The organism is Streptomyces sp. NPDC096152 (genome assembly GCF_044763235.1).
Lineage (GTDB): Bacteria > Actinomycetota > Actinomycetes > Streptomycetales > Streptomycetaceae > Streptomyces.
The window spans coordinates 1,215,898-1,236,150 of record NZ_JBIWFW010000001.1 but is presented as its reverse complement, the minus strand read 5'-3'; the positions used below and the strand labels follow the sequence as shown (position 1 = coordinate 1,236,150).

Genomic DNA, 20,253 nt, shown 5'->3' with positions numbered 1-20,253 from the left:
GTCTAGGGATGTCGAACATCGTGGGGAACTATTCCAGGCTCCGCCCTCTGACCGAAAGCCGGGCCTCGTGCTCGGGCCTCGTGAAGAGTCGTGGCCGCGCTCGGACCGTTTCCGTTGACGGGGTTGAAACCGGGCCGGAGAGTGGTATTCCCCCGCGAGGGGGACATGCGCGACGGCCGCGTCGCGCCGCGGATCGGGGGGTCTGCCATGGGTGTCGGCACGGAAGCCGGAACGACGGGGCGGCGCGCCCGGGTGGCGTGGGCGGACGTGCTGGTGTCCGCGATCGCCGCTGTGAGCTGGGCGTTGGTGGGAATGGCGGCGACGGCCGCGCTCGGCCTGCATCTGCTCGGAGCCGACTCGGCGGGGTCGCTCGGGCCGATGACCGCGGCGGTGGTGGCTCTGGGGGCGGGTGGTTCGGTGACGCCGTCCGGCGACGTGTCCGCGTTCGGCCTGGAAGGCGCGCAGGCGCACACCGCCATCGAGATCACGCCACTGGGCGTGAGCCTGGTCGGCGCGCTCCTCCTGTCCTGGTTCTTCCTACGGTCCCTGCGCGGCGCGGGAGTTGTGATCGCGCCCGCCGAACTCGCCGCCCGCGCGGGCGCGGTGGTGGCGCTCTTCCTGGCGACGCTGGGCGGCCTGGCCTGGGCGGGGCACGACGTCGTCACGATCGACGGGGGCGCGCTCGGGCTGGACCGGCTGCCGGGCGGCGGAGGGTCGGGGAAGGTGAGCATCCCGGGCCTCGGCGAGCTGGGAGACATCGGTGGTCTGCTGCCCGACGGCATCGGCAGGCTCATCGACGCCAAGGCGGCGGTCGGTTTCCGCGTCGACACGGCGCCCACGCTGCTCGGCGGGCTCGCCTGGTCGGCCGGGATCCTGCTGATCGCGCTGCTCGCCTCGCGCCGCGCTCCCCTGCCGCCCGGCTGGGACGCCGTGCACCGGGTGGTGCGGCCCGCCGCGTCCGCGCTCGTCACCGTGCTGCTGGTGGCGGTGGCGGCGGGGCTCGCGGCGGCGGGGTACGCGGCGCTCGGCGACGACCGTCCCGGGCGGATCGCCGGGGCCGCGCTGCTCGGCGCGCCCAACGGGGTGGGGATCGGCATCCCGCTCGGCCTGTTCGTCCCGTGGGACGGCAGGGCGACCGGCGAACTGGCCAGGCTGCTGCCCGATCCCCTGGACCGGCTGCTGACCGTGCACGCCGACCGGCAGGTCACGCTGGGGCGCCTGGCCGAACTGGACGGCCGGGTGTGGCTGCTGGGCCTCGCGGCGGCGCTGATGATGCTGCTGGCGGGGGTGCTGACGGCGGTGCGGACGCCGTGGGTCGGGGCCTTGGCGGCGGGGCTCGCGGGTGGTGGCGTCCCGGCGGCGGGACGGGCACGGGGTGGTGTCCCGGACGACGTCCCGGGTGCCGCCTCGTACGCCGTCTCGGGGGGCGTACGGCGTTCCGGTGCGCTCGGTTTCGCGGGGTGGTGCGCGCTGCGGCTGGGTGTCGTGAGCGCGCTGGCGTTCCCGCTGCTCGTCCGGCTGACGGGTGTGTCCGTCGGGGCCTCGCTGTCGGTGCTGGGTTTCGACGCCTTCGGCGCCGGGATCGAACTGCACGGCCACCTGGGCACGGCGTTCGTGCTGGGTGCCGTCTGGGGTGCCGGGGCGGGGGCGGCCGGGGCGCTGCTGGCCCACGCGACCGGCTCCGCGGGGCGCCGGGCGGCACCGGCCGCGCAACGGCCTTCGCCCTCAACGCCTTTGGCGCCGGGCGACATGCGCGGGCGGCCTCCAGCAGGTGTGGAGGCGGGCGCGGCGGAAGCGGCGCGGCTTCCGGCGGTACCGGGGTGGGCTCCCGGGAAACGGGGACGGAGCCGGGCCGAACCGGCGCCGGGCCGGGGCGACCCTGGACAGGGCCGGGGCGCACGGGGGCGGCCGGCGGCGGAAGGGAGCGCGCGTCCGGAAGGTGCGGGACCGGCCGGGCCGTACGCGCCCGGCACGCCCTACCGTCCGCCGAACCCGGACACCAATCCGTACCTTCGGGTGCCCGACGAGTCGCGCGAGCCGGAGGACGCCCGGCCGCCCGGCGACGACGTGTCCGGCGCCCCCACGATGATCGGGCCGGTCCCGCCGCCCCCACGCCCGCCGCGGCGCCCCCCGCCGCGCCGTCCCGGGGACTGGCCACCGCCTCCGCCGGACGACGGCCCGCCTCCTCCCCCACCGGCGCCCCCGCGGCCCCCCGGGAGGAAGCCCTGAGCCGGGACGGACGAACCGGGCCGGCCGGGGACGGCGCGGCGCGCGGGGACGGCCCGGCGCCCGGCGCCGACGCGTGCTCCCGGACGTGGCCGTGCCGTCGGGTGCCCGCCACCTTGCGGACGCGCAGAGTTCCGTGTCCGTCAGGCGGACCTGAGGGGCAGAAGGCACGGCGTGCCGGATACGGTGGAAACACCATGAGCGCTTCGCAGACCTCCGACGACCTCACCCTTCTCGTCAAGATCTTCGGGAAGGACAGGCCGGGCATCACGGCCGGACTCTTCGACACCCTCGCCGCCTACTCCGTCGACGTGGTCGACATCGAGCAGGTCGTCACCCGTGGCCGGATCGTGCTCTGCGCGCTCGTGACCCAGCCGCCGGCCGGTCTGGAGGGCGATCTGCGCTCCACCGTACACAGCTGGGCCGAGTCGATGAAGCTGCAGGCGGAGATCATCTCCGGCCGGGGCGACAACCGGCCGCGCGGTCTCGGGCGCTCCCTGGTCACCGTCCTCGGTCACCCCCTCACGGCGGAGGCGACCGCCCAGATCGCCGCGCGGATCACCAGGACCGGCGGCAACATCGACCGTATCTTCCGGCTGGCCAAGTACCCGGTGACGGCGGTCGAGTTCGCGGTGTCCGGCGTGGAGACGGAGCCGCTGCGCACCGCCCTGGTGACCGACGCGGCGGCGCTCGGCGTCGATGTCGCGGTCGTCTCGGCGGGCCTGCACCGGCGGGCGCAGCGCCTGGTCGTCATGGACGTGGACTCCACGCTCATCCAGGACGAGGTGATCGAGCTCTTCGCCGCGCACGCCGGCTGCGAGGACCAGGTGGCCGAGGTGACGGCGGCCGCGATGCGCGGGGAGCTCGACTTCGAGCAGTCGCTGCACGCGCGGGTGGCGCTGCTGAAGGGGCTGGACGTCTCGGTGGTGGACAAGGTGCGCAGCGAGGTGCGGCTGACGCCGGGCGCCCGCACCCTGATCCGTACACTCAAGCGGCTCGGCTACCAGGTCGGTGTGGTGTCGGGCGGCTTCACCCAGGTCACGGACGATCTGAAGGAGCGGCTGGGGCTGGACTTCGCCCAGGCCAACACGCTGGAGATCGTCGACGGGAGGCTGACGGGCCGGGTCACCGGCGAGATCGTGGACCGGGCGGGCAAGGCGCGGCTGCTGCGCCGGTTCGCCGCGGAGGCGGGCGTGCCGCTGGTGCAGACCGTGGCGATCGGCGACGGCGCCAACGACCTGGACATGCTGAACGCGGCCGGTCTCGGGGTCGCCTTCAACGCCAAGCCGGTGGTGCGGGAGGCGGCGCACACCGCGGTGAACGTGCCGTTCCTCGACACGGTCCTGTACCTGCTCGGCGTGACCCGCGAAGAGGTCGAGACGGCGGACGCGCACGAAGAGGCCTGAGCGGCGGACGGGCGGCCCGGGCCCGGCCCGGTGATCGCGCGCAGGCCCGGCACCTGCGCGGTACCGGGCCTGCGTGTCTGCGCGGCCTGCGTGCCTGCGTGCCTGCGTGCCTGCGTGCCTGCGTGCCTGCGTGCCTGCGCCGAGACTGGTCCTTCCGGCTACTCCGAGGGCGCCCAGTAGGAGTCGAGCGATGCCGTGGCCGGTTCGAGGCTCTTCCAGGAGCCGTCGAAGGAGAGCACGGCGAAGGCGGCGGCCGGGAAGCCCCGGCGGCGCATCCATTCGCGGGCCTCGGGCTCGGCGGAATCGGACAGGACCTCGGCCAGCCCCTGGACACCGGGGTTGTGGCCGATCAGGATCACGGTCTGCACGTCGTCCGGGGTCTCGTTGAGCACGGAGATCAGCTCACCGGGCGAGGCCTCGTAGATCCGCTCCTCGTAGACCGTTTTCGGCCGGTGCGGCAGCTCGTGGACGGCGAGCTTCCAGGTCTCGCGGGTCCGGACCGACGTGGAGCACAGGGCTAGATCGAAGGGAAGACCACTGTCGGCCAGCTTGCGCCCGGCGACTGCGGCGTCCATACGGCCCCGCTCAGCGAGCGGCCGCTCGTGGTCGGACACCTGTGGCCAGTCGGCTTTCGCATGCCGGAAGAGGACAATCCTGCGGGGTTCTGCGACGCTCATGTGACCCAGCTTCGCATGAAACAGGCCATGTGGCGCAGGGAGTTGACATGCGGATTCTCGGGTTTCACCCGGTACCGGCGGGGCCCGGCCGGGCGGCCCGGCGCCGTATCAGCGGGCGATCAGTTCCTGGGCGCGCTGGAGCAGCTGGGTGACCGCGGGGTCGCCGGTGGCCGCATGGGCGTTCGACGGGTTCAGCATCAGGGCGAGCAGGGCGGCGAAGGCCAGGGCGGGCAGGGCCAGGGCCCACCAGGGCAGGCGGGTGCCGGCGCCGCCGGTGGTCGCCGGGCGGGGCCGGGTGTGCGTGTGCGCCGGCATGGGTTCCTCCGCGGGTCGCCGAGTGGTCCGTGATCCGCCTCGCGCGGCCACTCCTCAGAAACTACGGACGACGCGCCCCTCGGCCCATCCGGTGATCCACCCACTCGACCCTGAGCCTCACCCCCTAGGGGACGGTGGGGCCATCCCCACCCGTGCGGTGGGGCCGGGCCCACCACGGCCCACGGCAGCGGAAGGCGACGCGGTCAGGACACGGTCAGGGGGACGCGAGGGTCGCGATGACGGCGATGACGACGAAGATGGCGAAGAACGAGCCGAAGACGAGCAGCATCTTCTTCTGGCCGTTCGGGGGGTTCGGGTCGAGCACTGGCATGGGGCCAGTCTCGCACCCCGCGCCCGGGACGCCGTCGCGGGGGCGGGTCAGCGCGCGGCCTCGTCCTCCACCGTGCGGTCGCGTCCCGCCAGGCAGCCGACCGCCATCTGGGGCACCATCAGCGCGCTCATCAGCGCGATCGGCAGTCCCCAGCCACCGCTGCCCTGGTAGAGCACGCCGACCAGCAGGGGGCCCGGGATGGAGATCAGATAGCCGGTGCTCTGGGCGAAGGCCGACAGCTGGGCCACGCCCGCTCCGGTCCGGGCCCGCATCCCGACCATGGTGAGCGCCAGCGGGAAGGCGCAGTTCGACACGCCGATCAGGACGGCCCAGGCCCAGGCGCCCGCGGCCGGTGCGAGGTACAGGCCCGCGTAGCCGGCGAGACCGCAGACGCCGAGCACGAGGACGATGGGCCCCTGGTGGGGCAGCCGGGTGGCCACCCGCGGGATGACGAAGGCCAGCGGTACGCCCATCACCATCGTCACGGCGAGCAGCACTCCGGCCTGGCCGGCGGGCACGCCCGCGTCGCGGAAGATCTGCGCCATCCAGCCCATGGCGATGTAGGCGGCGGTGGCCTGGAGGCCGAAGAAGACCGCCAGCGCCCAGGCGGTGCGGCTGCGCGTGATGCGCAGGGTGGTCGGCCGTTCCTCCCGCGCGGGTTCGTGGGCAGCCGGGGCGGGCGCCGTCCCCCGGTCCCGGAGCAGTGGCAGCCACGGCAGCACGGCGAGCGCCGCGAGCGCCGCCCACACGGCGAGGCCCGGCTGCCAGTTCCCGCCGAGCGCCCCGGTCAGGGGCACCGTCAGCGCGGCCGCGGACGAGGTGCCGAAGGCGAGGGCCATCGAGTACAGGCCGGTCATGGAGCCGACGCGGTCGGGGAACCAGCGCTTGACGATGACCGGCATCAGGACGTTGCCGACCGCGATGCCCATGAGCGCGAGGGCGCTGGCGGCCAGGAAGGCGGGGGTGCTGCCCGCGTACGGGCGTATGAGGAGCCCGGCGCTGATCGCGGCCATGCCGGCGCAGACCACGGCGGCGGGTCCGACGCGGCGGGCCAGCCGGGGCGCCATGCCCCCGAAGACGGCGAAGCAGAACGGGGGCACCGAGGTGAGCAGGCCGGCCACGCCGCCGCTCATGCCGAGCCCGTGGCGGATCTCCTCCAGGAGCGCGCCGGCGCTGGTGATGGCGGGACGCAGGTTCAGGGCGGACAGCATGATGCCGGCGACGACCAGGCGCATCGTCCACGCGCTCGGGGACGCCGGGGACGCTCCCCCGCCCTTCCGCGGGGCGGTGGTGGCGGCCGGGGGCCGTTCGGTCGTAGGCGTCGTTGTCCGGGCTTCCTCGCTGGCCATGAGGTCCATCATAGAATCATGGGATGATTGGTTGTCCATGGTCGGGGGTCCGTCTCCCCGGCCGTACGTGCGAAGGTGTGTCATGCCCCTGAGCCATCCGCGCCGCTCGGCACTGTCCGAGCAGGTCATCGCCGCGCTGCGGAACCAGATCACCTCGGGCGAGTGGCCGGTCGGATCCCGTATCCCGACCGAGCCCGAGCTGGTGGAGCAGCTCGGGGTCGCGCGCAACACCGTCCGCGAGGCCGTCCGGGCGCTCGCCCACAACGGCCTGCTGGACATCCGCCAGGGCTCCGGCACCTACGTCGTGGCGACCAGTGAGCTGGCGGGGGTGATGCACCGCCGCTTCGCCGACGCCGATCCCCGGCACATCGCCGAGCTGCGCTCCACGCTGGAGTCCGCGGCGGCGAGGCTGGCCGCCGGGCGCCGCACCGAGAGGGACCTCAAGCAGCTCGACGCGCTGCTGCTGCGGCGCGAGGAGGCCTGGGGGTCCGGTGCGGCGGAGGCCTTCGTGACGGCGGACGCGACCTTCCACCTGGCGGTGGTCGCGGCCTCCCACAACGACGTGATGACCGCGATGTACGCCGACCTCGGCGAGGTGCTGCGGGACTGGCTGCGCGCGGACGTCGGCGAGGAGCTGACCCCGGAGACGTACATGGACCACACGCGGCTGCTCGACGCGATCCGCGCGGGGGACGCCGAGGCGGCGGCCGAGGAGGCCGCGAGCTACCCGCTCCTGTGCCGCCCCGGCCGGTTCAGCCCGCCCGCCCGTGACTGACCCACGCCGAGCGGACCTCCTCCCAGCAGCGCCCGGTCAGCCGTACGGTCTGCGCGGGGCCGGTGTCCACCGGTGAGCCGTCGCTGTCCAGGTCCCACCAGCGGGCGCACTCGACGTGCAGGCTGACGCGGTCGGTCTCCGGATACGGGTTGTGGCAGTAGGCGGTCACCCGGGAGCCGGTGACGGCGGTCCGGCAGGTCGCGCCGAACGGCTCGGACGCCGCGGGTGGCTCCGCGCGCCCGCGCGGCTGAGGCAGCGCCTCGAACGGCAGGGACAGTACGAGGGACACGGCAACGGTTATTGAGGCCACGCTGCGGGACAGGCGCACAAGGGAACCTCCTCGGCCGAGCTGGGGAGGACGGGCGGGGGCGGGCCGCGCCCCACCAGCGTGCCCGGCCGCCTGCTCCGCCCGCCCCTCCAGGTGGGCCGAACGGGTGACGCCGAGCGGACCGCGCCCGCGCCGGGCGCGGGGCCCGACGGCCCCCGGCCGTCACCCTCGCGGCCGTGGCCGCGGCCATGGCCGGAGACCCTGGAGCGCGCGCCCCGGGAACGCCGAAGGCCCGCCCCTGAACGGGTGCGGGCCTCGTGGCCGCCGGGCCGGCCTCAGCGGCGACGGCCGGGCGGCGACGGCGCGCGGTGCCCGGACACCGACGGTGTGCGGCGGTCGGGCGGCGGCGGTGTGCGGCGGTCAGGCACCGATGGCGTGCAGACCGCCGTCGACGTGGATGATCTCGCCGGTGGTCTTCGGGAACCAGTCGCTCAGCAGGGCGACGACACCCTTGCCGGCCGGCTCCGGGTCCTTCAGGTCCCACTCCAGCGGCGCGCGGGTGTCCCACACCGAGGCCAGCTCGCCGAAGCCCGGGATGGACTTGGCGGCCATGGAGCCGATCGGGCCGGCGGAGATGAGGTTGCAGCGGATGTTCTGCTTGCCGAGGTCGCGCGCCATGTAGCGGCTGGTGGCCTCCAGGGCGGCCTTGGCCGGGCCCATCCAGTCGTACTGGGGCCAGGCGTACTGGGCGTCGAAGGTGAGGCCGACGACCGAGCCGCCGTTCTGCATCAGCGGCAGGCAGGCCATGGTCAGCGACTTCAGGGAGAACGCCGAGACGTGCATGGCGGTGGCGACCGACTCGAACGGCGTGTTGAGGAAGTTGCCGCCGAGGGCGTCCTGCGGGGCGAAGCCGATGGAGTGGACGACACCGTCGAGGCCGCCCAGCTCCTCGCCGACGACGTCGGCCAGGCGCCCGAGGTGCTCGTCGTTGGTGACGTCGAGCTCGATGACCTTGGTGGGCTTCGGCAGCTTCTTGGCGATGCGCTCGGTCAGGGTGGGCCGCGGAAACGCGGTGAGGATGATCTCGGCGCCCTGCTCCTGGGCCAGCTTGGCGGTGTGGAAGGCGATGGAGGACTCCATCAGCACACCGGTGATCAGGACGCGCTTGCCCTCGAGAATTCCGCTCATGGTGATCAGTGACCCATTCCCAGTCCGCCGTCAACGGGGATGACGGCTCCAGTGATGTACGAGGCGTCGTCCGAGGCGAGGAACCGCACCGTCGCGGCGATCTCCTCCGGCTGCGCGTACCGGCCGAGCGGCACCTGCGACATGATCGCCTCGCGCTGCTCGTCGTCCAGCGCGCGGGTCATGTCGGTGTCGACGAAGCCGGGGGCGACGACGTTGAAGGTGATGTTGCGCGAGCCCAGCTCACGGGCGAGGGAACGCGCGAAGCCGACCAGGGCGGCCTTGGAGGCGGCGTAGTTCGCCTGCCCCGCCGAGCCGAGCAGCCCGACGACCGAGGAGATCAGGACGACACGGCCCTTCTTGGCCCGCAGCATGCCGCGGTTGGCGCGCTTGACGACGCGGAAGGTGCCGGTGAGGTTGGTGTCGATGACCGAGGTGAAGTCCTCCTCGGACATGCGCATCAGCAGCTGGTCCTTGGTGACCCCGGCGTTGGCGATCAGGATCTCGACCGGGCCGTGCTGGGCCTCGATCTCCTTGTAGGCCTGCTCCACCTGCTCGGGGTCGGTGATGTCGCACCGGACGGCGAGGCAGCCCAGTTCCGTGAGGGCGGCCGGCGGCTCCCCCGAGCGGTACGTGATGGCGACGTTGTCGCCGGCGTCGGCGAACGCGCGGGCGATGGCGAGGCCGATGCCCCGGTTGCCTCCGGTGACGAGAACCGAGCGGCTCAACGGATCACCCTTTCGATAGCGGTCTGAAGCGTTCCGGCAGCCCGCCCGAACACGTGGATGACAGGCGGCTTCACCGAAAAACCTATCGGTCGGGCCGCGTCCGCGGACAATCGGGCACCGACAGTGGCGCGGGGGACTCACTGTCGAGTCCCTACAGAAAACAGTGGCCTCGGCCCGAAAGGTGTGGTCCGCCGGTCACCCGGCGCGCCATGATCGGAGGAACCACAGGTCACGACGACAGGGAGAGACCTCGGTGCCTCATTCCATCGACGAAGCGTTCACGGCGCTTCCGCTACGCCCCCTGGCCGACGCCGCCCTCGCGCGGGCGCGTTCCCTCGGTGCCGAGCACGCGGACTTCCGGTTCGAGCGGGTGCGCGGCGCGTCCTGGCGGTTCCGGGACGCGCGGCCCTCCGGGTCGTCGGACACCACCGACCTGGGGTACGCGGTGCGGGTCGTGCACGGCGGGACCTGGGGGTTCGCCTCCGGTGTGGACCTGACGCCGGACGCCGCCGCCAAGGTCGCGTCGCAGGCCGTGGCGATGGCGAAGCTGTCCGCGCAGGTGATCAGGGCGGCCGGGTCGGACGAGCACGTCGAGCTGGCCGGGGAGCCGGTGCACGCCGACAGGACGTGGGTCTCGTCGTACGAGATCGACCCGTTCTCCGTGCCCGACGAGGAGAAGTCGGCGCTGCTGGCCGACTGGAGCGCGCGGCTGCTGGCGGCCGACGGCGTCGACCACGTCGACGCCTCGCTGCTCACCGTGCACGAGAACAAGTTCTACGCCGACACCGCGGGCACCGTGACCACGCAGCAGCGGGTGCGGCTGCATCCGCAGCTGACGGCCGTGTCGGTGGACGAGTCCAGCGGGGAGTTCGACTCCATGCGGACGCTGGCGCCGCCGGCGGGGCGCGGCTGGGAGTACCTGACCGGTACCGGCTGGGACTGGGACGCCGAGCTGGCCGGGATCCCGGAGCTGCTGGCCGAGAAGATGCGGGCACCGAGCGTCGATCCCGGCCTGTACGACCTGGTGGTCGATCCCTCCAACCTGTGGCTGACGATCCACGAGTCCATCGGGCACGCCACCGAGCTGGACCGCGCCCTCGGCTACGAGGCCGCCTACGCCGGCACCTCCTTCGCCACCTTCGACCAGCTCGGCAAGCTGCGGTACGGCTCGGAGCTGATGAACGTCACCGGCGACCGCACCGCCGAGCACGGCCTGGCGACCGTCGGCTACGACGACGAGGGCGTCGAGGCGCAGTCCTGGGACCTGGTGAAGGACGGCACGCTGGTCGGTTACCAGCTGGACCGCAGGATCGCGCGGCTGACCGGGTTCGAGCGGTCCAACGGGTGCGCCTTCGCGGACTCCCCCGGGCATGTGCCCGTCCAGCGCATGGCCAACGTCTCGCTCCGGCCGGACCCGGCCGGGATGTCGACCGAGGACCTCATCGGCGGCGTCGACCGGGGCATCTACGTCGTCGGGGACCGCTCCTGGTCCATCGACATGCAGCGCTACAACTTCCAGTTCACGGGTCAGAGGGCATACATGATCCGGAACGGCCGCCTCGTGGGGCAGGTCCGGGACTTTGCATATCAGGGGGTCACTCCCCAGTTCTGGGGCTCCATGGACGCCGTCGGAGGCCCTCAGACCTACGTGCTGGGAGGGGCTTTCAACTGCGGAAAGGCCCAGCCGGGGCAGGTCGCTTCGGTGTCTCACGGCTGCCCGTCCGCCCTCTTCAGGGGCGTCAACATTCTGAACACGACGCAGGAGGCCGGTCGATGAACGCCCGCATCGAAAACGGCCGGGGGTCCGGGGGTCGTCCCCCGGGAAAGCACAGTCTGAACACGACGCAGGAGGCCGGTCGATGAGCCCGCGCACGAACAAGCCGCACGAGATCGTCGAGCGCGCCCTGGAGCTGTCCCGGGCCGACGGCTGCGTCGTGATCGCCGACGAGCACTCCACGGCCAACCTGCGCTGGGCGGGCAACGCGCTGACCACCAACGGCGTCACCCGCGGGCGCACGCTGACCGTCGTCGCGACCGTCGACGGCAAGGAGGGCACCGCCTCGGGCGTGGTGTCGCGGTCCGCCGTGACCGCGGAGGAGCTGGAGCCGCTGGTGCGGGCAGCCGAGGCCGCCGCGCGCGGCGCCGGGCCCGCCGAGGACGCGCAGCCCCTGGTGCGGGACGTACCGGAGTCCCCCGACTTCACGGACGGCCCCGCGGAGACCTCGTCGGCGGTGTTCGCCGACTTCGCGCCGGCGCTCGGCGAGTCCTTCGCCCGCGCGCGGGCCGGCGGCCGCGAACTGTACGGCTTCGCCAACCACGAGTTGGTGTCGACCTATCTCGCCACCTCGACCGGGCTGCGCCTGCGGCACGACCAGCCCAACGGCACGCTGGAGCTGAACGCCAAGTCGCCGGACCGTACCCGCTCGGCGTGGGCGGGCCGGTCCACGCGGGACTTCAAGGACGTCGACCCGGCGACGATGGACGCGGAGCTGGCCGTACGGCTGGGCTGGGCGGAGCGGCGGATCGAGCTTCCCGCGGGCCGGTACGAGACGCTGCTGCCGCCGAGCGCGGTCGCGGACCTGCTGATCTACCAGTACTGGTCCTCCTCCGGCCGGGACGCGGCCGAGGGGCGGACGGTGTTCTCCCGGCCGGGCGGTGGCACGCGCCTGGGCGAGAAGCTCGGCGAGCTGCCGCTGACCCTGCGCAGCGACCCGAACGAGCCCGGGCTGGAGTGCGCGCCGTTCGTGGTGGCGCACTCCTCCGGCGGGGACCAGTCGGTGTTCGACAACGGGCTTCCCGTGCACGCCACCGACTGGGTCGGCGGCGGCGAGCTGAAGCGTCTGACGACCACCCGGCACAGCGCGGGCCTGACCGGCCTGCCCGTGGCGCCGGCGGCCGGGAACCTGATCCTGGACGGCGGCGGCGAGCGCTCCCTGGAGGAGATGGTGGCCGGCACCGAGCGGGGGCTGCTGCTGACCTGCCTGTGGTACATCCGCGAGGTGGACCCGGCGACGCTGCTGCTGACGGGGCTGACCCGGGACGGGGTGTACCTGGTCGAGAACGGCGAGGTGACCGGGGAGGTCAACAACTTCCGGTTCAACGAGTCGCCGGTGGACCTGCTGGGCCGGGCGACCGAGGCCGGGCGGACCGAGAAGACGCTGCCGCGGGAGTGGAGCGACTACTTCACCCGGGCCGCGATGCCCGCGCTGCGCGTCCCGGATTTCAATATGAGCTCTGTCAGCCAGGGCGTATAACCTCGTAGGCGGCTGTCACCCGACTGCCCGAGGATCATCGAGGAGACACGAGAACCGTGACGGACATCGTCGACGAGCTGAAGTGGCGGGGGCTGTTCTCCCTGTCCACCGACGAGGACGCTTTGCGCAAGGCGCTCGCGGACGGTCCCGTGACGTTCTATTGCGGTTTCGACCCGACGGCGCCGTCGCTGCACGTGGGGCACCTGGTGCAGGTGCTCACCGTGCGGCGGCTCCAGCAGGCCGGTCACCGGCCGCTGGCGCTGGTCGGCGGTGCCACCGGTCTGATCGGCGACCCCCGCCCCACGGCGGAGCGCACGCTGAACGACCCGGAGACGGTCGCCGGCTGGGTGGAGAAGCTGCGCCACCAGATCGAGCCGTTCCTGTCCTTCGAGGGCGAGAACGCGGCGGTCATGGTGAACAACCTCGACTGGACGCAGAACCTGTCCGCGATCGAGTTTCTGCGCGACATCGGCAAGCACTTCCGCGTCAACAAGATGCTGACCAAGGACTCCGTCGCCCGGCGCCTGGAGTCCGACCAGGGCATCAGCTACACGGAGTTCAGCTACCAGATCCTCCAGGGCATGGACTTCCTCCAGCTCTTCCGGCGCTACGGCTGCACGCTCCAGCAGGGTGGCAGCGACCAGTGGGGCAACCTGACGGCGGGCCTGGACCTGATCCACCGGCTGGAGCCGGAGGCCGAGGTGCACGCACTGGCGACGCCGCTGATGACGAAGGCGGACGGCACCAAGTTCGGCAAGACCGAGGGCGGCGCCGTCTGGCTCGACCCGGAGATGACGACTCCGTACGCGTTCTACCAGTTCTGGCTGAACGTGGACGACCGGGACATCTCCCGCTACCTGCGCATCCTGTCCTTCCGCTCACGCGAGGAGCTGGAGGAGCTGGAGCGGCAGACGGAGGAGCGCCCGCAGGCCCGCGCGGCCCAGCGCGCGCTGGCGGAGGAGCTGACCACGCTGGTGCACGGCGCCGACCAGACGGCCGCGGTGATCGCCGCGTCCAGGGCGCTGTTCGGCCAGGGCGAGCTGGCCGGGCTCGACGAGCGGACGCTGGCGGCGGCGCTGTCCGAGGTGCCGCACGTCCAGGTCACCGAGATCGGTGCGGTCGTCGACCTGTTCGCCGAGGTCGGGCTGGTCGCCAGCAAGTCGGCCGCGCGTCGCACGGTCAAGGAGGGCGGTGCCTACGTGAACAACGTCAAGGTCGCCGCCGAGGACGAGGTCCCCGCCAAGGAGGACCTGCTGCACGGCCGCTGGCTGGTGCTGCGCCGGGGCAAGAAGAACCTGGCGGCGGTCGAGGTCACCGGCGCCTGACCGGACACGGTGACACGGCGAAGGGGACGGCTCGCGCGAGCCGTCCCCTTCGCCGTGTCCGCTTCGCCGTAGGGCCGGCTAGGCGGTCGTCTGTTCCCGCTGCTTCTTCTTGTTGCCCCACAACGCCATGTACGCCATGTCTCCGAGTGCGACGACGACGATCGCGGCGATGAGCTGGAACAGATGCCGGGTCCAGTCGATGCCGGGGGTGGCCTCGACGCCGAACGCGCGGGCGAGCGCGTTGCCGATGAGGGCGCCGATCATGCCGAAGATGGTGGTCAGCCAGAGGGGGCTGTGCTGCTTGCCGGGCAGGATCGCCTTGGCGATCAGTCCGAGCACGAATCCCACGATGATCGCCCACAACCAGCCCATGGCTGCCTCCTCGTACGGCTCGACGTGAGCATTACGCCCAGTGTCGGCGTGTCGGCCCGGGGGCGCACTTCGCGCGGGCCGTTCGGGGCGGTGTTCGTGCAGGCGGTCGCTCCGGCGGGGGTCGACCCGGTCTCGTGGGCCGCTCGGGCGCGGCGTAACGTGGTGGCTGTGGCGGACCGGTGTCCGTGCCCGGGCGGACCGGATACGGGCCGGGCGGTGTCCGATGCGGGCGGATGGTGGAAAGCGATGCGGAAGCAGCATGGTGGCGGCAGCGTCCAGGTGTTCCGGATCACCGGAGCCCGGACAGGCCTCCAGGAGGATGTACGCGCCCGGCAGCGCCGCTACGTCATCTCGATGTCGATCCGTACGGTGTCGGTGATCCTCGCGGTGGTCCTCTGGAGCGTCGAACGATACGTGGCGGTCGTGGCCCTGGTGCTGGGTCTGGTGCTGCCCTACATCGCCGTGGTCGTCGCGAACGCGGGGCGCGAGCGGGCACCGTCGCTCCCCTCGACCTTCGTGACCACGCCGATGCGGACGATGATCTCGCCCCCTCGGACGAACGACGGCTCCGCCGCGTCCGACCCGGAAGATGGGGCGGCGGACCCGGCGGCGGACGCGAGAAGGGAACCGCCCAGCGGGGCGTGAGCACGACTGACGTGCCACAACCGGAATCCCGGCGCACGCCAAGCTCAAGAAAAGCTCAGATCAATCATGTTGTTCCGGTGCCGGGGGGCGGGTTACCCGTGACATACTTCGTACGCGCTCCGCATCCCCCGTCGGAGCGACAGACCGACGCCGGGCAGCTCCCCCCGTGGCTGCTCGGCGTCGCCTTGTTTGCGTGGCTGTGAGACGAACCTGTGACTGACGAGACCCCGATCTGCTCCGCCAAGGGCTGCCGCGCCGACGCCGTCTGGGTGCTGGCGTGGAACAACCCGAAGGTCCACACGCCGGAGCGCCGCAAGACGTGGCTGGCGTGCGAGGAGCACCGGGAGCACCTGTCGCAGTTCCTCGGGGTACGCGGCTTCCTCAAGGACGTCGTCACGCTGCGGGAGTGGCAGGCGGCCGAGCAGGCGTAGGCCCCCCGGCCCGGCGAAGGTGTCCCGGCCCGGCGGACCGGACGGGTTCTCTAGCCCCCGATCGCCGACATCGGGCGCTCCGGCTGGACGAAGGACGGGTCGTCCAGGCCCGCGCCCGCCTTCTTGCCCCACATCGCCAGCCGCCAGATGCGGGCGATCTCCTCGTCGGGTGCGCCGGAGCGCAGGGCCGCGCGCAGGTCGGTCTCCTCGGTGGCGAACAGACAGGTGCGCACCTGGCCGTCGGCCGTCAGGCGGGTGCGGTCGCAGGCCGCGCAGAACGGGCGGGTGACCGAGGCGATGACGCCGACCCGGTGCGGGCCGCCGTCGACGGTCCAGCGCTCGGCCGGGGCGGAGCCGCGCTCCTCGGCGCCTTCCGGGGTGAGCTCGAAGCGGGTGCGCAGGGAGGCCAGGATGTCGCCCGCGGTCACCATGCCCTCGCGCTTCCAGCCGTGCTGCGCGTCCAGGGGCATCTGCTCGATGAAACGGAGCTCGTAGTCGTGCTCCACCGCCCAGGCGAGCAGGTCCGGGGCCTCGTCGTCGTTGAGGCCCGGCATCAGGACCGAGTTCACCTTCACCGGTGTCAGACCGGCCTCGCGGGCGGCCCGCAGTCCTTCGAGGACGTCCTTGTGCCGGTCCCGGCGGGTGAGCGCCTTGAAGACGTCCGGGCGCAGGGTGTCCAGGGAGACGTTGACCCGGTCCAGGCCCGCCGCCTTCAGGGCGGACGCCGTGCGTCCGAGGCCGATGCCGTTGGTCGTCAGCGAGGTCTGCGGGCGGGGGTCCAGGGCCGCGACCCGCTCCACGATGCCGACCAGGCCCGGGCGCAGCAGGGGCTCGCCGCCGGTGAAGCGGACCTCCCTGACGCCCAGCGAGGTGACCGCGATGTCGATCAGGCGGACGATCTCGTCGTCGGTGAGGAGGTCCGGCTTGGCCAGCCACTGCAGGCCCTCCTCGGGCATGCAGTAGGTGCACCGCAGGTTGCACCGGTCGGTGAGCGAGACCCTCAGGTCGGTGGCCACCCGGCCGTAGGTGTCGATGAGCACGTGGGCCCCCTCCCTCGTCGCGGAACGTCCTCCGTCAACTGCGAGCCTACGTGACGGCACCGACAACGACGGAGTCCCGATCCCACGAGCCGGGACGCGGCCGCGTCGTAGGGAGCTACGACGCGGCCGCGGCACCGTCGTGCTCAGTGCGCTCCCGTGCCGGTCAGGGACCGCACCTCCAGCTCCGCGTACTTGGCCGCGTCCGGCGTCTCCTTGGACAGCAGGGTCCCGACGACGCCCAGCAGGAAGCCGACCGGGATGGAGATGATGCCCGGGTTCTCCAGCGGGAACCAGTGGAAGTCGACGTCCGGGAACATCGAGGTCGGCTTGCCCGACACCACCGGGGAGAACAGCACCAGGCCGACCGCGGTGACCAGACCGCCGTAGATCGACCACAGGGCGCCGGAGGTGGTGAACCGCTTCCAGAAGAGGCTGTAGAGGATGGCCGGCAGGTTGGCGGAGGCGGCGACCGCGAAGGCGAGGGCCACCAGGCCGGCCACGTTCAGGTCGCGGGCCAGCGCGCCGAGGACGATCGACACCGCGCCGATGCCGACGGTCGCCCAGCGGGCCGCGCCCAGCTCCTGCTTCTCGGTGGCCTGTCCCTTCTTGATGACATTGGCGTAGATGTCGTGGGCGAACGACGAGGAGGAGGCCAGGGTCAGGCCCGCGACGACCGCGAGGATGGTGGCGAAGGCGACCGCGGAGATGGTGGCGAGCAGGACGGCGCCCAAGCTGGAGTCCACGCCGCCCAGGTGCAGCGCGAGCAGCGGGGCGGCCGTGTTGCCCGCCTTGTTGGAGGCGATGATCTCGTCCGGCTTGATCAGCGCGGCGGCGCCGAAGCCGAGGGCGAGGGTCATCAGGTAGAAGGCGCCGATCAGGCCGATCGCCCAGATCACCGACTTGCGGGCGGCCTTGGCCGTCGGGACGGTGTAGAAGCGGATGAGGATGTGCGGCAGGCCCGCGGTGCCGAGCACCAGGGCGATGCCGAGCGAGATGAAGTCCAGCTTGGTGGTGCCCGTCGCGCCGTACTTCAGGCCGGGCTCCAGGAAGGCCGAGCCCTTGGCGCTGTTGTCGGCCGCGCTGCCGAGCAGTTCCGAGACGTTGAAGTGGAACTTCAGCAGGACCAGGAAGGTCAGCAGCAGCGCGCCCGCGATCAGCAGCACCGCCTTGACCATCTGCACCCAGGTGGTGCCCTTCATACCGCCGATGGTGACGTACACGATCATCAGGACGCCCACCAGCGCCACGATGCCGATCTTGCCGCCGTCGCTGGTGATGCCGAGCAGCAGCGAGACCAGGACGCCGGCGCCCGCCATCTGCGCCAGCAGGTAGAAGATCGACACGACGATGGTGGAGGTGCCTGCCGCCGTGCGGACCGGGCGCTGGCGCATCCGGTACGCGAGGACGTCGCCCATGGTGTAGCGGCCGGAGTTGCGCAGCGGCTCGGCGACGAGGAGCAGGGCGACCAGCCAGGCGACCAGGAAGCCTATGGAGTACAGGAAGCCGTCGTAGCCGAAGAGGGCGATGGCACCCGCGATGCCGAGGAAGGACGCGGCGGACATGTAGTCGCCGGAGACCGCGAGGCCGTTCTGGAAGCCGGTGAACTGCCGTCCGCCGGCGTAGAAGTCGGCGGCGTCCTTGGTCTGCCGGCCCGCCCATACGGTGATGACGAGGGTCGCGGCGACGAACACCGCGAACAGGGTGATGATCAGCGGCCGGTGCTGTGTCGCCTCACCGGCCGCGAGCGTGAGCGAGGGGGTGATCGCGGGGCTCATGCGCCGCCCTCCATCCGGGACTTGATGGCCTCGGCCTTGGGGTCGAGCTTGGCGGCGGCGTGCCGCGCGTACCACCAGGCGATGAGGAACGTGGTGAGGAACTGGGCGAGGCCCAGGACGAGCGCGACGTTGACGTTGCCGAAGAGCCGGGTGCCCATGAAGTCGCCCGCGTAGTTGGAGAGCAGGACGTACAGCAGGTACCAGGCGATGAAGCCCACGGTGAGCGGGAAGGCGAACGAGCGGTGGGAGCGGCGCAGTTCGTCGAACTCCGGGCTCTCGTGCACCGCGGTGAACTCCTCGGCGGATGGGAGCGGGACCTGCGTCTTCGAGGGTGGCGGTGTCTCGGTGGCCACGGAGTCTCCTCGCGTTGCGGATGCGGTTGCGGCAGGGGGCTCGATCGTGTTCGCGCTCCCTGCCCAAGGTGCACGGCGCCGCGGGTGGAGCGGTTCAAGTCGCCTGAACGATTTTCGAAGTCGTCTTTGCCAAGTCATTGCTGGCCAGCGAAGCGGGGGGATAGTTTCGCCTGGCACACCCGTCATGTACCTGCCCGAGCACCACCTGTGTCTCGGGCGGTTCTGCTCCCGGATGATGTGGAGACCCCATGGCTCATCTGCGTTCCAGACGCCGCCTCGCCCTCGCCGTACCGGTCGTGCTGTCGCTGACCGCCTCGCTCGGCTTCCTTCCCTCGGCGGCGTCGGCGGCGCCCGCCGCGGAGTCCGCCGCGCAGAGCGCGGACGCGCCCACCCTGGCGTACGTCGTCAACACCCGGCTCGACCACCGCACCATCGCCTCGGTGCAGAAGGCGATCGCCGAGGCCGGCGGCACCGTCGTCGTGACCTACGACCGGATCGGCGTCATCGTCGTCCACTCCGCGAACCCCGACTTCGGCCGGCAGATGCGCGCGGTGCCGGGGGTGCAGTCGGCGGGTGCCACGCGCACCGCGCCGCTGAGCCCGTCCGGTACGACGGACGAGGGCGCGGCGCAGTACCTCTCCCAGGCGGAGGCCGTGAAGGCCGAGCAGGCGTCGGCCGGTGACAGCGAGCCCCTCGAGGCCGACCAGTGGGACCTGCGGGCCATCGGCGCCGACCAGGCCGCGAAGATCAACCCGGGCAGCCGGAACGTGACCGTGGGCGTGATCGACACCGGCGTCGACGACACCCACCCCGACATCGCCCCGAACTTCTCCCCGTCCCAGTCCGCGAACTGCGTCAGCGGCAAGGCGGACACCACCTTCGGCTCCTGGCGGCCGGTGGACGCCGACCACTACCACGGCACGCACGTCGCGGGCGAGATAGCCGCGGCCCGCAACGGCATCGGCGTCGCGGGTGTCGCACCCGGCGTCAAGGTCGCCGGCATCACGGTCGCCCAGCCGGACGCGGGCCAGCTGTTCTACCCGGAGAGCATCGTCTGCGCCTTCGTGTTCGCCGCCGACCACGGCGTGGAGATCACCAACAACAGCTACTACGTGGACCCGTGGCTCTACAACTGCCTCGACGACCCCGACCAGCGGGCCATCGTCGACGCGGTCAACCGGGCCCAGCTCTACGCGCAGGGCAAGGGCACCCTGAACGTGGCCGCGGCGGGCAACTCCAACCACGACCTGGACTCCGACGCGATCGTCGACGCCTCCAGCCCCGACGACGGCACCACGGTGAGCCGGACGATCGACCCGCACAAGTGCTTCGACATCCCGACCCAGTTGCCCGGCGTCGTCACGGTCAGCGCGGTCGGCGTCAAGGGCGCCAAGTCGTACTACTCCAGCTACGGCGACGGTGTCATCGATGTCGCCGCCCCGGGCGGCGACAAGTACCAGATCCCGGACACGCCGTCGAAGAACGGCCGCATCCTCTCCACGATGCCCAACAACCAGTACGCCTTCCTGCAGGGCACCTCGATGGCGACCCCGCACGTCGCGGCCGTGGCCGCGCTGCTGAAGTCCACCCACCCGCAGGCGACCCCGGCCCAGCTCCAGGCGCTGCTCAAGGCCGAGGCGGACAACCCGGGCTGCCCGGCGGAGCCCTACGACGGCAACGGCGACGGCGTGGTGGACGCCACCTGCGTCGGCGGCAAGCGTGTGAACGGCTTCTACGGGTTCGGCGTCGTCAACGCGCTGCGCGCGGTCAAGTAGCCGGGCGCACCGGGGACTTCCCG

At 72.2% G+C, this 20,253-nt stretch carries 20 protein-coding genes; 9 read left to right on the top strand and 11 right to left on the bottom strand.

The features are described 5' to 3' along the window. The first annotated feature begins 207 nt into the window (after positions 1 to 207). Complete coding sequence (locus ACIQ9G_RS05425; RefSeq protein ID WP_403606626.1) at positions 208 to 2,229, top strand: streptophobe family protein; 2,022 nt, start codon at positions 208 to 210, stop codon at positions 2,227 to 2,229. A 194-nt stretch (positions 2,230 to 2,423) separates the two neighbouring features. Further along, entirely contained in the window at positions 2,424 to 3,632 is a 1,209-nt protein-coding gene (gene serB, locus ACIQ9G_RS05420; RefSeq protein ID WP_403606623.1) for a phosphoserine phosphatase SerB, read from the top strand. 158 nt (positions 3,633 to 3,790) lie between these two features. Here serB and ACIQ9G_RS05415 read toward each other — a convergent pair whose 3' ends face one another. The 4 genes from ACIQ9G_RS05415 to ACIQ9G_RS05400 all read right to left on the bottom strand — a co-directional run bounded on the left by ACIQ9G_RS05415 (position 3,791) and on the right by ACIQ9G_RS05400 (position 6,316). Beyond that, positions 3,791 to 4,309 carry a SixA phosphatase family protein gene (locus ACIQ9G_RS05415; RefSeq protein WP_403606620.1) on the bottom strand — a complete coding sequence of 173 codons (519 nt, stop codon included), beginning with the start codon at positions 4,307 to 4,309 and terminating at the stop codon, positions 3,791 to 3,793. Positions 4,310 to 4,417: 108 nt separating this feature from the next. Beyond that, positions 4,418 to 4,624, bottom strand: a complete 207-nt coding sequence (locus tag ACIQ9G_RS05410) for a hypothetical protein (RefSeq protein WP_403606617.1) — start codon at positions 4,622 to 4,624, stop codon at positions 4,418 to 4,420. 214 nt (positions 4,625 to 4,838) lie between these two features. Continuing rightward, complete coding sequence (locus ACIQ9G_RS05405) at positions 4,839 to 4,955, bottom strand: SGM_5486 family transporter-associated protein (RefSeq protein WP_403606614.1); 117 nt, start codon at positions 4,953 to 4,955, stop codon at positions 4,839 to 4,841. 47 nt (positions 4,956 to 5,002) lie between these two features. Continuing rightward, positions 5,003 to 6,316, bottom strand: coding sequence for a CynX/NimT family MFS transporter (locus ACIQ9G_RS05400; protein ID WP_403606611.1), 1,314 nt, complete (start codon positions 6,314 to 6,316; stop codon positions 5,003 to 5,005). A gap of 70 nt (positions 6,317 to 6,386) precedes the next feature. On the opposite strand from ACIQ9G_RS05400, the gene ACIQ9G_RS05395 reads away from it, so the two are divergent. Next, positions 6,387 to 7,079 (top strand): FadR/GntR family transcriptional regulator, encoded by a 693-nt coding sequence (locus ACIQ9G_RS05395; RefSeq protein WP_403606608.1) that lies wholly within the window; start codon positions 6,387 to 6,389, stop codon positions 7,077 to 7,079. On the opposite strand, the gene ACIQ9G_RS05390 is transcribed toward ACIQ9G_RS05395, so the two are convergent. From ACIQ9G_RS05390 to fabG, 3 genes are all read right to left on the bottom strand, one after another. Then, positions 7,057 to 7,407, bottom strand: a complete 351-nt coding sequence (locus ACIQ9G_RS05390; RefSeq protein ID WP_403606605.1) for a hypothetical protein — start codon at positions 7,405 to 7,407, stop codon at positions 7,057 to 7,059. The two genes, ACIQ9G_RS05395 and ACIQ9G_RS05390, sit on opposite strands and share 23 nt — an antisense overlap. Before the next feature lie 360 nt (positions 7,408 to 7,767). Beyond that, positions 7,768 to 8,535 (bottom strand): enoyl-ACP reductase FabI, encoded by a 768-nt coding sequence (gene fabI / locus ACIQ9G_RS05385; RefSeq protein ID WP_403606602.1) that lies wholly within the window; start codon positions 8,533 to 8,535, stop codon positions 7,768 to 7,770. A gap of 5 nt (positions 8,536 to 8,540) precedes the next feature. Beyond that, positions 8,541 to 9,260 (bottom strand): 3-oxoacyl-[acyl-carrier-protein] reductase, encoded by a 720-nt coding sequence (fabG, locus tag ACIQ9G_RS05380; protein ID WP_356186607.1) that lies wholly within the window; start codon positions 9,258 to 9,260, stop codon positions 8,541 to 8,543. A gap of 253 nt (positions 9,261 to 9,513) precedes the next feature. Here fabG and ACIQ9G_RS05375 point away from each other — a divergent pair, with 253 nt between their 5' ends. The 3 genes from ACIQ9G_RS05375 to tyrS all read left to right on the top strand — a co-directional run bounded on the left by ACIQ9G_RS05375 (position 9,514) and on the right by tyrS (position 13,839). Then, positions 9,514 to 11,037, top strand: a complete 1,524-nt coding sequence (locus ACIQ9G_RS05375) for a TldD/PmbA family protein (RefSeq protein ID WP_403606599.1) — start codon at positions 9,514 to 9,516, stop codon at positions 11,035 to 11,037. An 82-nt stretch (positions 11,038 to 11,119) separates the two neighbouring features. Further along, positions 11,120 to 12,514, top strand: coding sequence for a metallopeptidase TldD-related protein (locus tag ACIQ9G_RS05370; protein WP_403606596.1), 1,395 nt, complete (start codon positions 11,120 to 11,122; stop codon positions 12,512 to 12,514). 56 nt (positions 12,515 to 12,570) lie between these two features. After that, positions 12,571 to 13,839 carry a tyrosine--tRNA ligase gene (gene tyrS, locus ACIQ9G_RS05365; protein WP_403606593.1) on the top strand — a complete coding sequence of 423 codons (1,269 nt, stop codon included), beginning with the start codon at positions 12,571 to 12,573 and terminating at the stop codon, positions 13,837 to 13,839. A 78-nt stretch (positions 13,840 to 13,917) separates the two neighbouring features. Here tyrS and ACIQ9G_RS05360 read toward each other — a convergent pair whose 3' ends face one another. Beyond that, the gene (locus ACIQ9G_RS05360) at positions 13,918 to 14,211 is read right to left on the bottom strand and encodes a GlsB/YeaQ/YmgE family stress response membrane protein (protein ID WP_403606591.1); all 294 of its coding nucleotides are present in this window, start codon (positions 14,209 to 14,211) and stop codon (positions 13,918 to 13,920) included. 246 nt (positions 14,212 to 14,457) lie between these two features. Between ACIQ9G_RS05360 and ACIQ9G_RS05355 the strand changes: the two genes are divergently transcribed. Beyond that, positions 14,458 to 14,856, top strand: coding sequence for a DUF3099 domain-containing protein (locus ACIQ9G_RS05355; RefSeq protein ID WP_403606588.1), 399 nt, complete (start codon positions 14,458 to 14,460; stop codon positions 14,854 to 14,856). 212 nt (positions 14,857 to 15,068) lie between these two features. Beyond that, positions 15,069 to 15,287 carry a hypothetical protein gene (locus tag ACIQ9G_RS05350; protein WP_403606585.1) on the top strand — a complete coding sequence of 73 codons (219 nt, stop codon included), beginning with the start codon at positions 15,069 to 15,071 and terminating at the stop codon, positions 15,285 to 15,287. A 50-nt stretch (positions 15,288 to 15,337) separates the two neighbouring features. Here ACIQ9G_RS05350 and moaA read toward each other — a convergent pair whose 3' ends face one another. The 3 genes from moaA to ACIQ9G_RS05335 form a co-directional block, all read right to left on the bottom strand. After that, a complete protein-coding gene (gene moaA, locus ACIQ9G_RS05345; RefSeq protein ID WP_403606581.1) occupies positions 15,338 to 16,327 on the bottom strand; it encodes a GTP 3',8-cyclase MoaA in 990 nt (329 codons plus the stop codon). A 143-nt stretch (positions 16,328 to 16,470) separates the two neighbouring features. Then, entirely contained in the window at positions 16,471 to 18,102 is a 1,632-nt protein-coding gene (locus ACIQ9G_RS05340; protein WP_403606578.1) for a cation acetate symporter, read from the bottom strand. Continuing rightward, the gene (locus ACIQ9G_RS05335) at positions 18,099 to 18,455 is read right to left on the bottom strand and encodes a DUF485 domain-containing protein (RefSeq protein WP_403606575.1); all 357 of its coding nucleotides are present in this window, start codon (positions 18,453 to 18,455) and stop codon (positions 18,099 to 18,101) included. The genes ACIQ9G_RS05340 and ACIQ9G_RS05335 overlap by 4 nt, the downstream gene beginning before the upstream one ends. 248 nt (positions 18,456 to 18,703) lie before the next feature. Here ACIQ9G_RS05335 and ACIQ9G_RS05330 point away from each other — a divergent pair, with 248 nt between their 5' ends. After that, positions 18,704 to 20,230 (top strand): S8 family serine peptidase, encoded by a 1,527-nt coding sequence (locus ACIQ9G_RS05330; RefSeq protein WP_403606572.1) that lies wholly within the window; start codon positions 18,704 to 18,706, stop codon positions 20,228 to 20,230. Positions 20,231 to 20,253 lie beyond the last annotated feature (23 nt).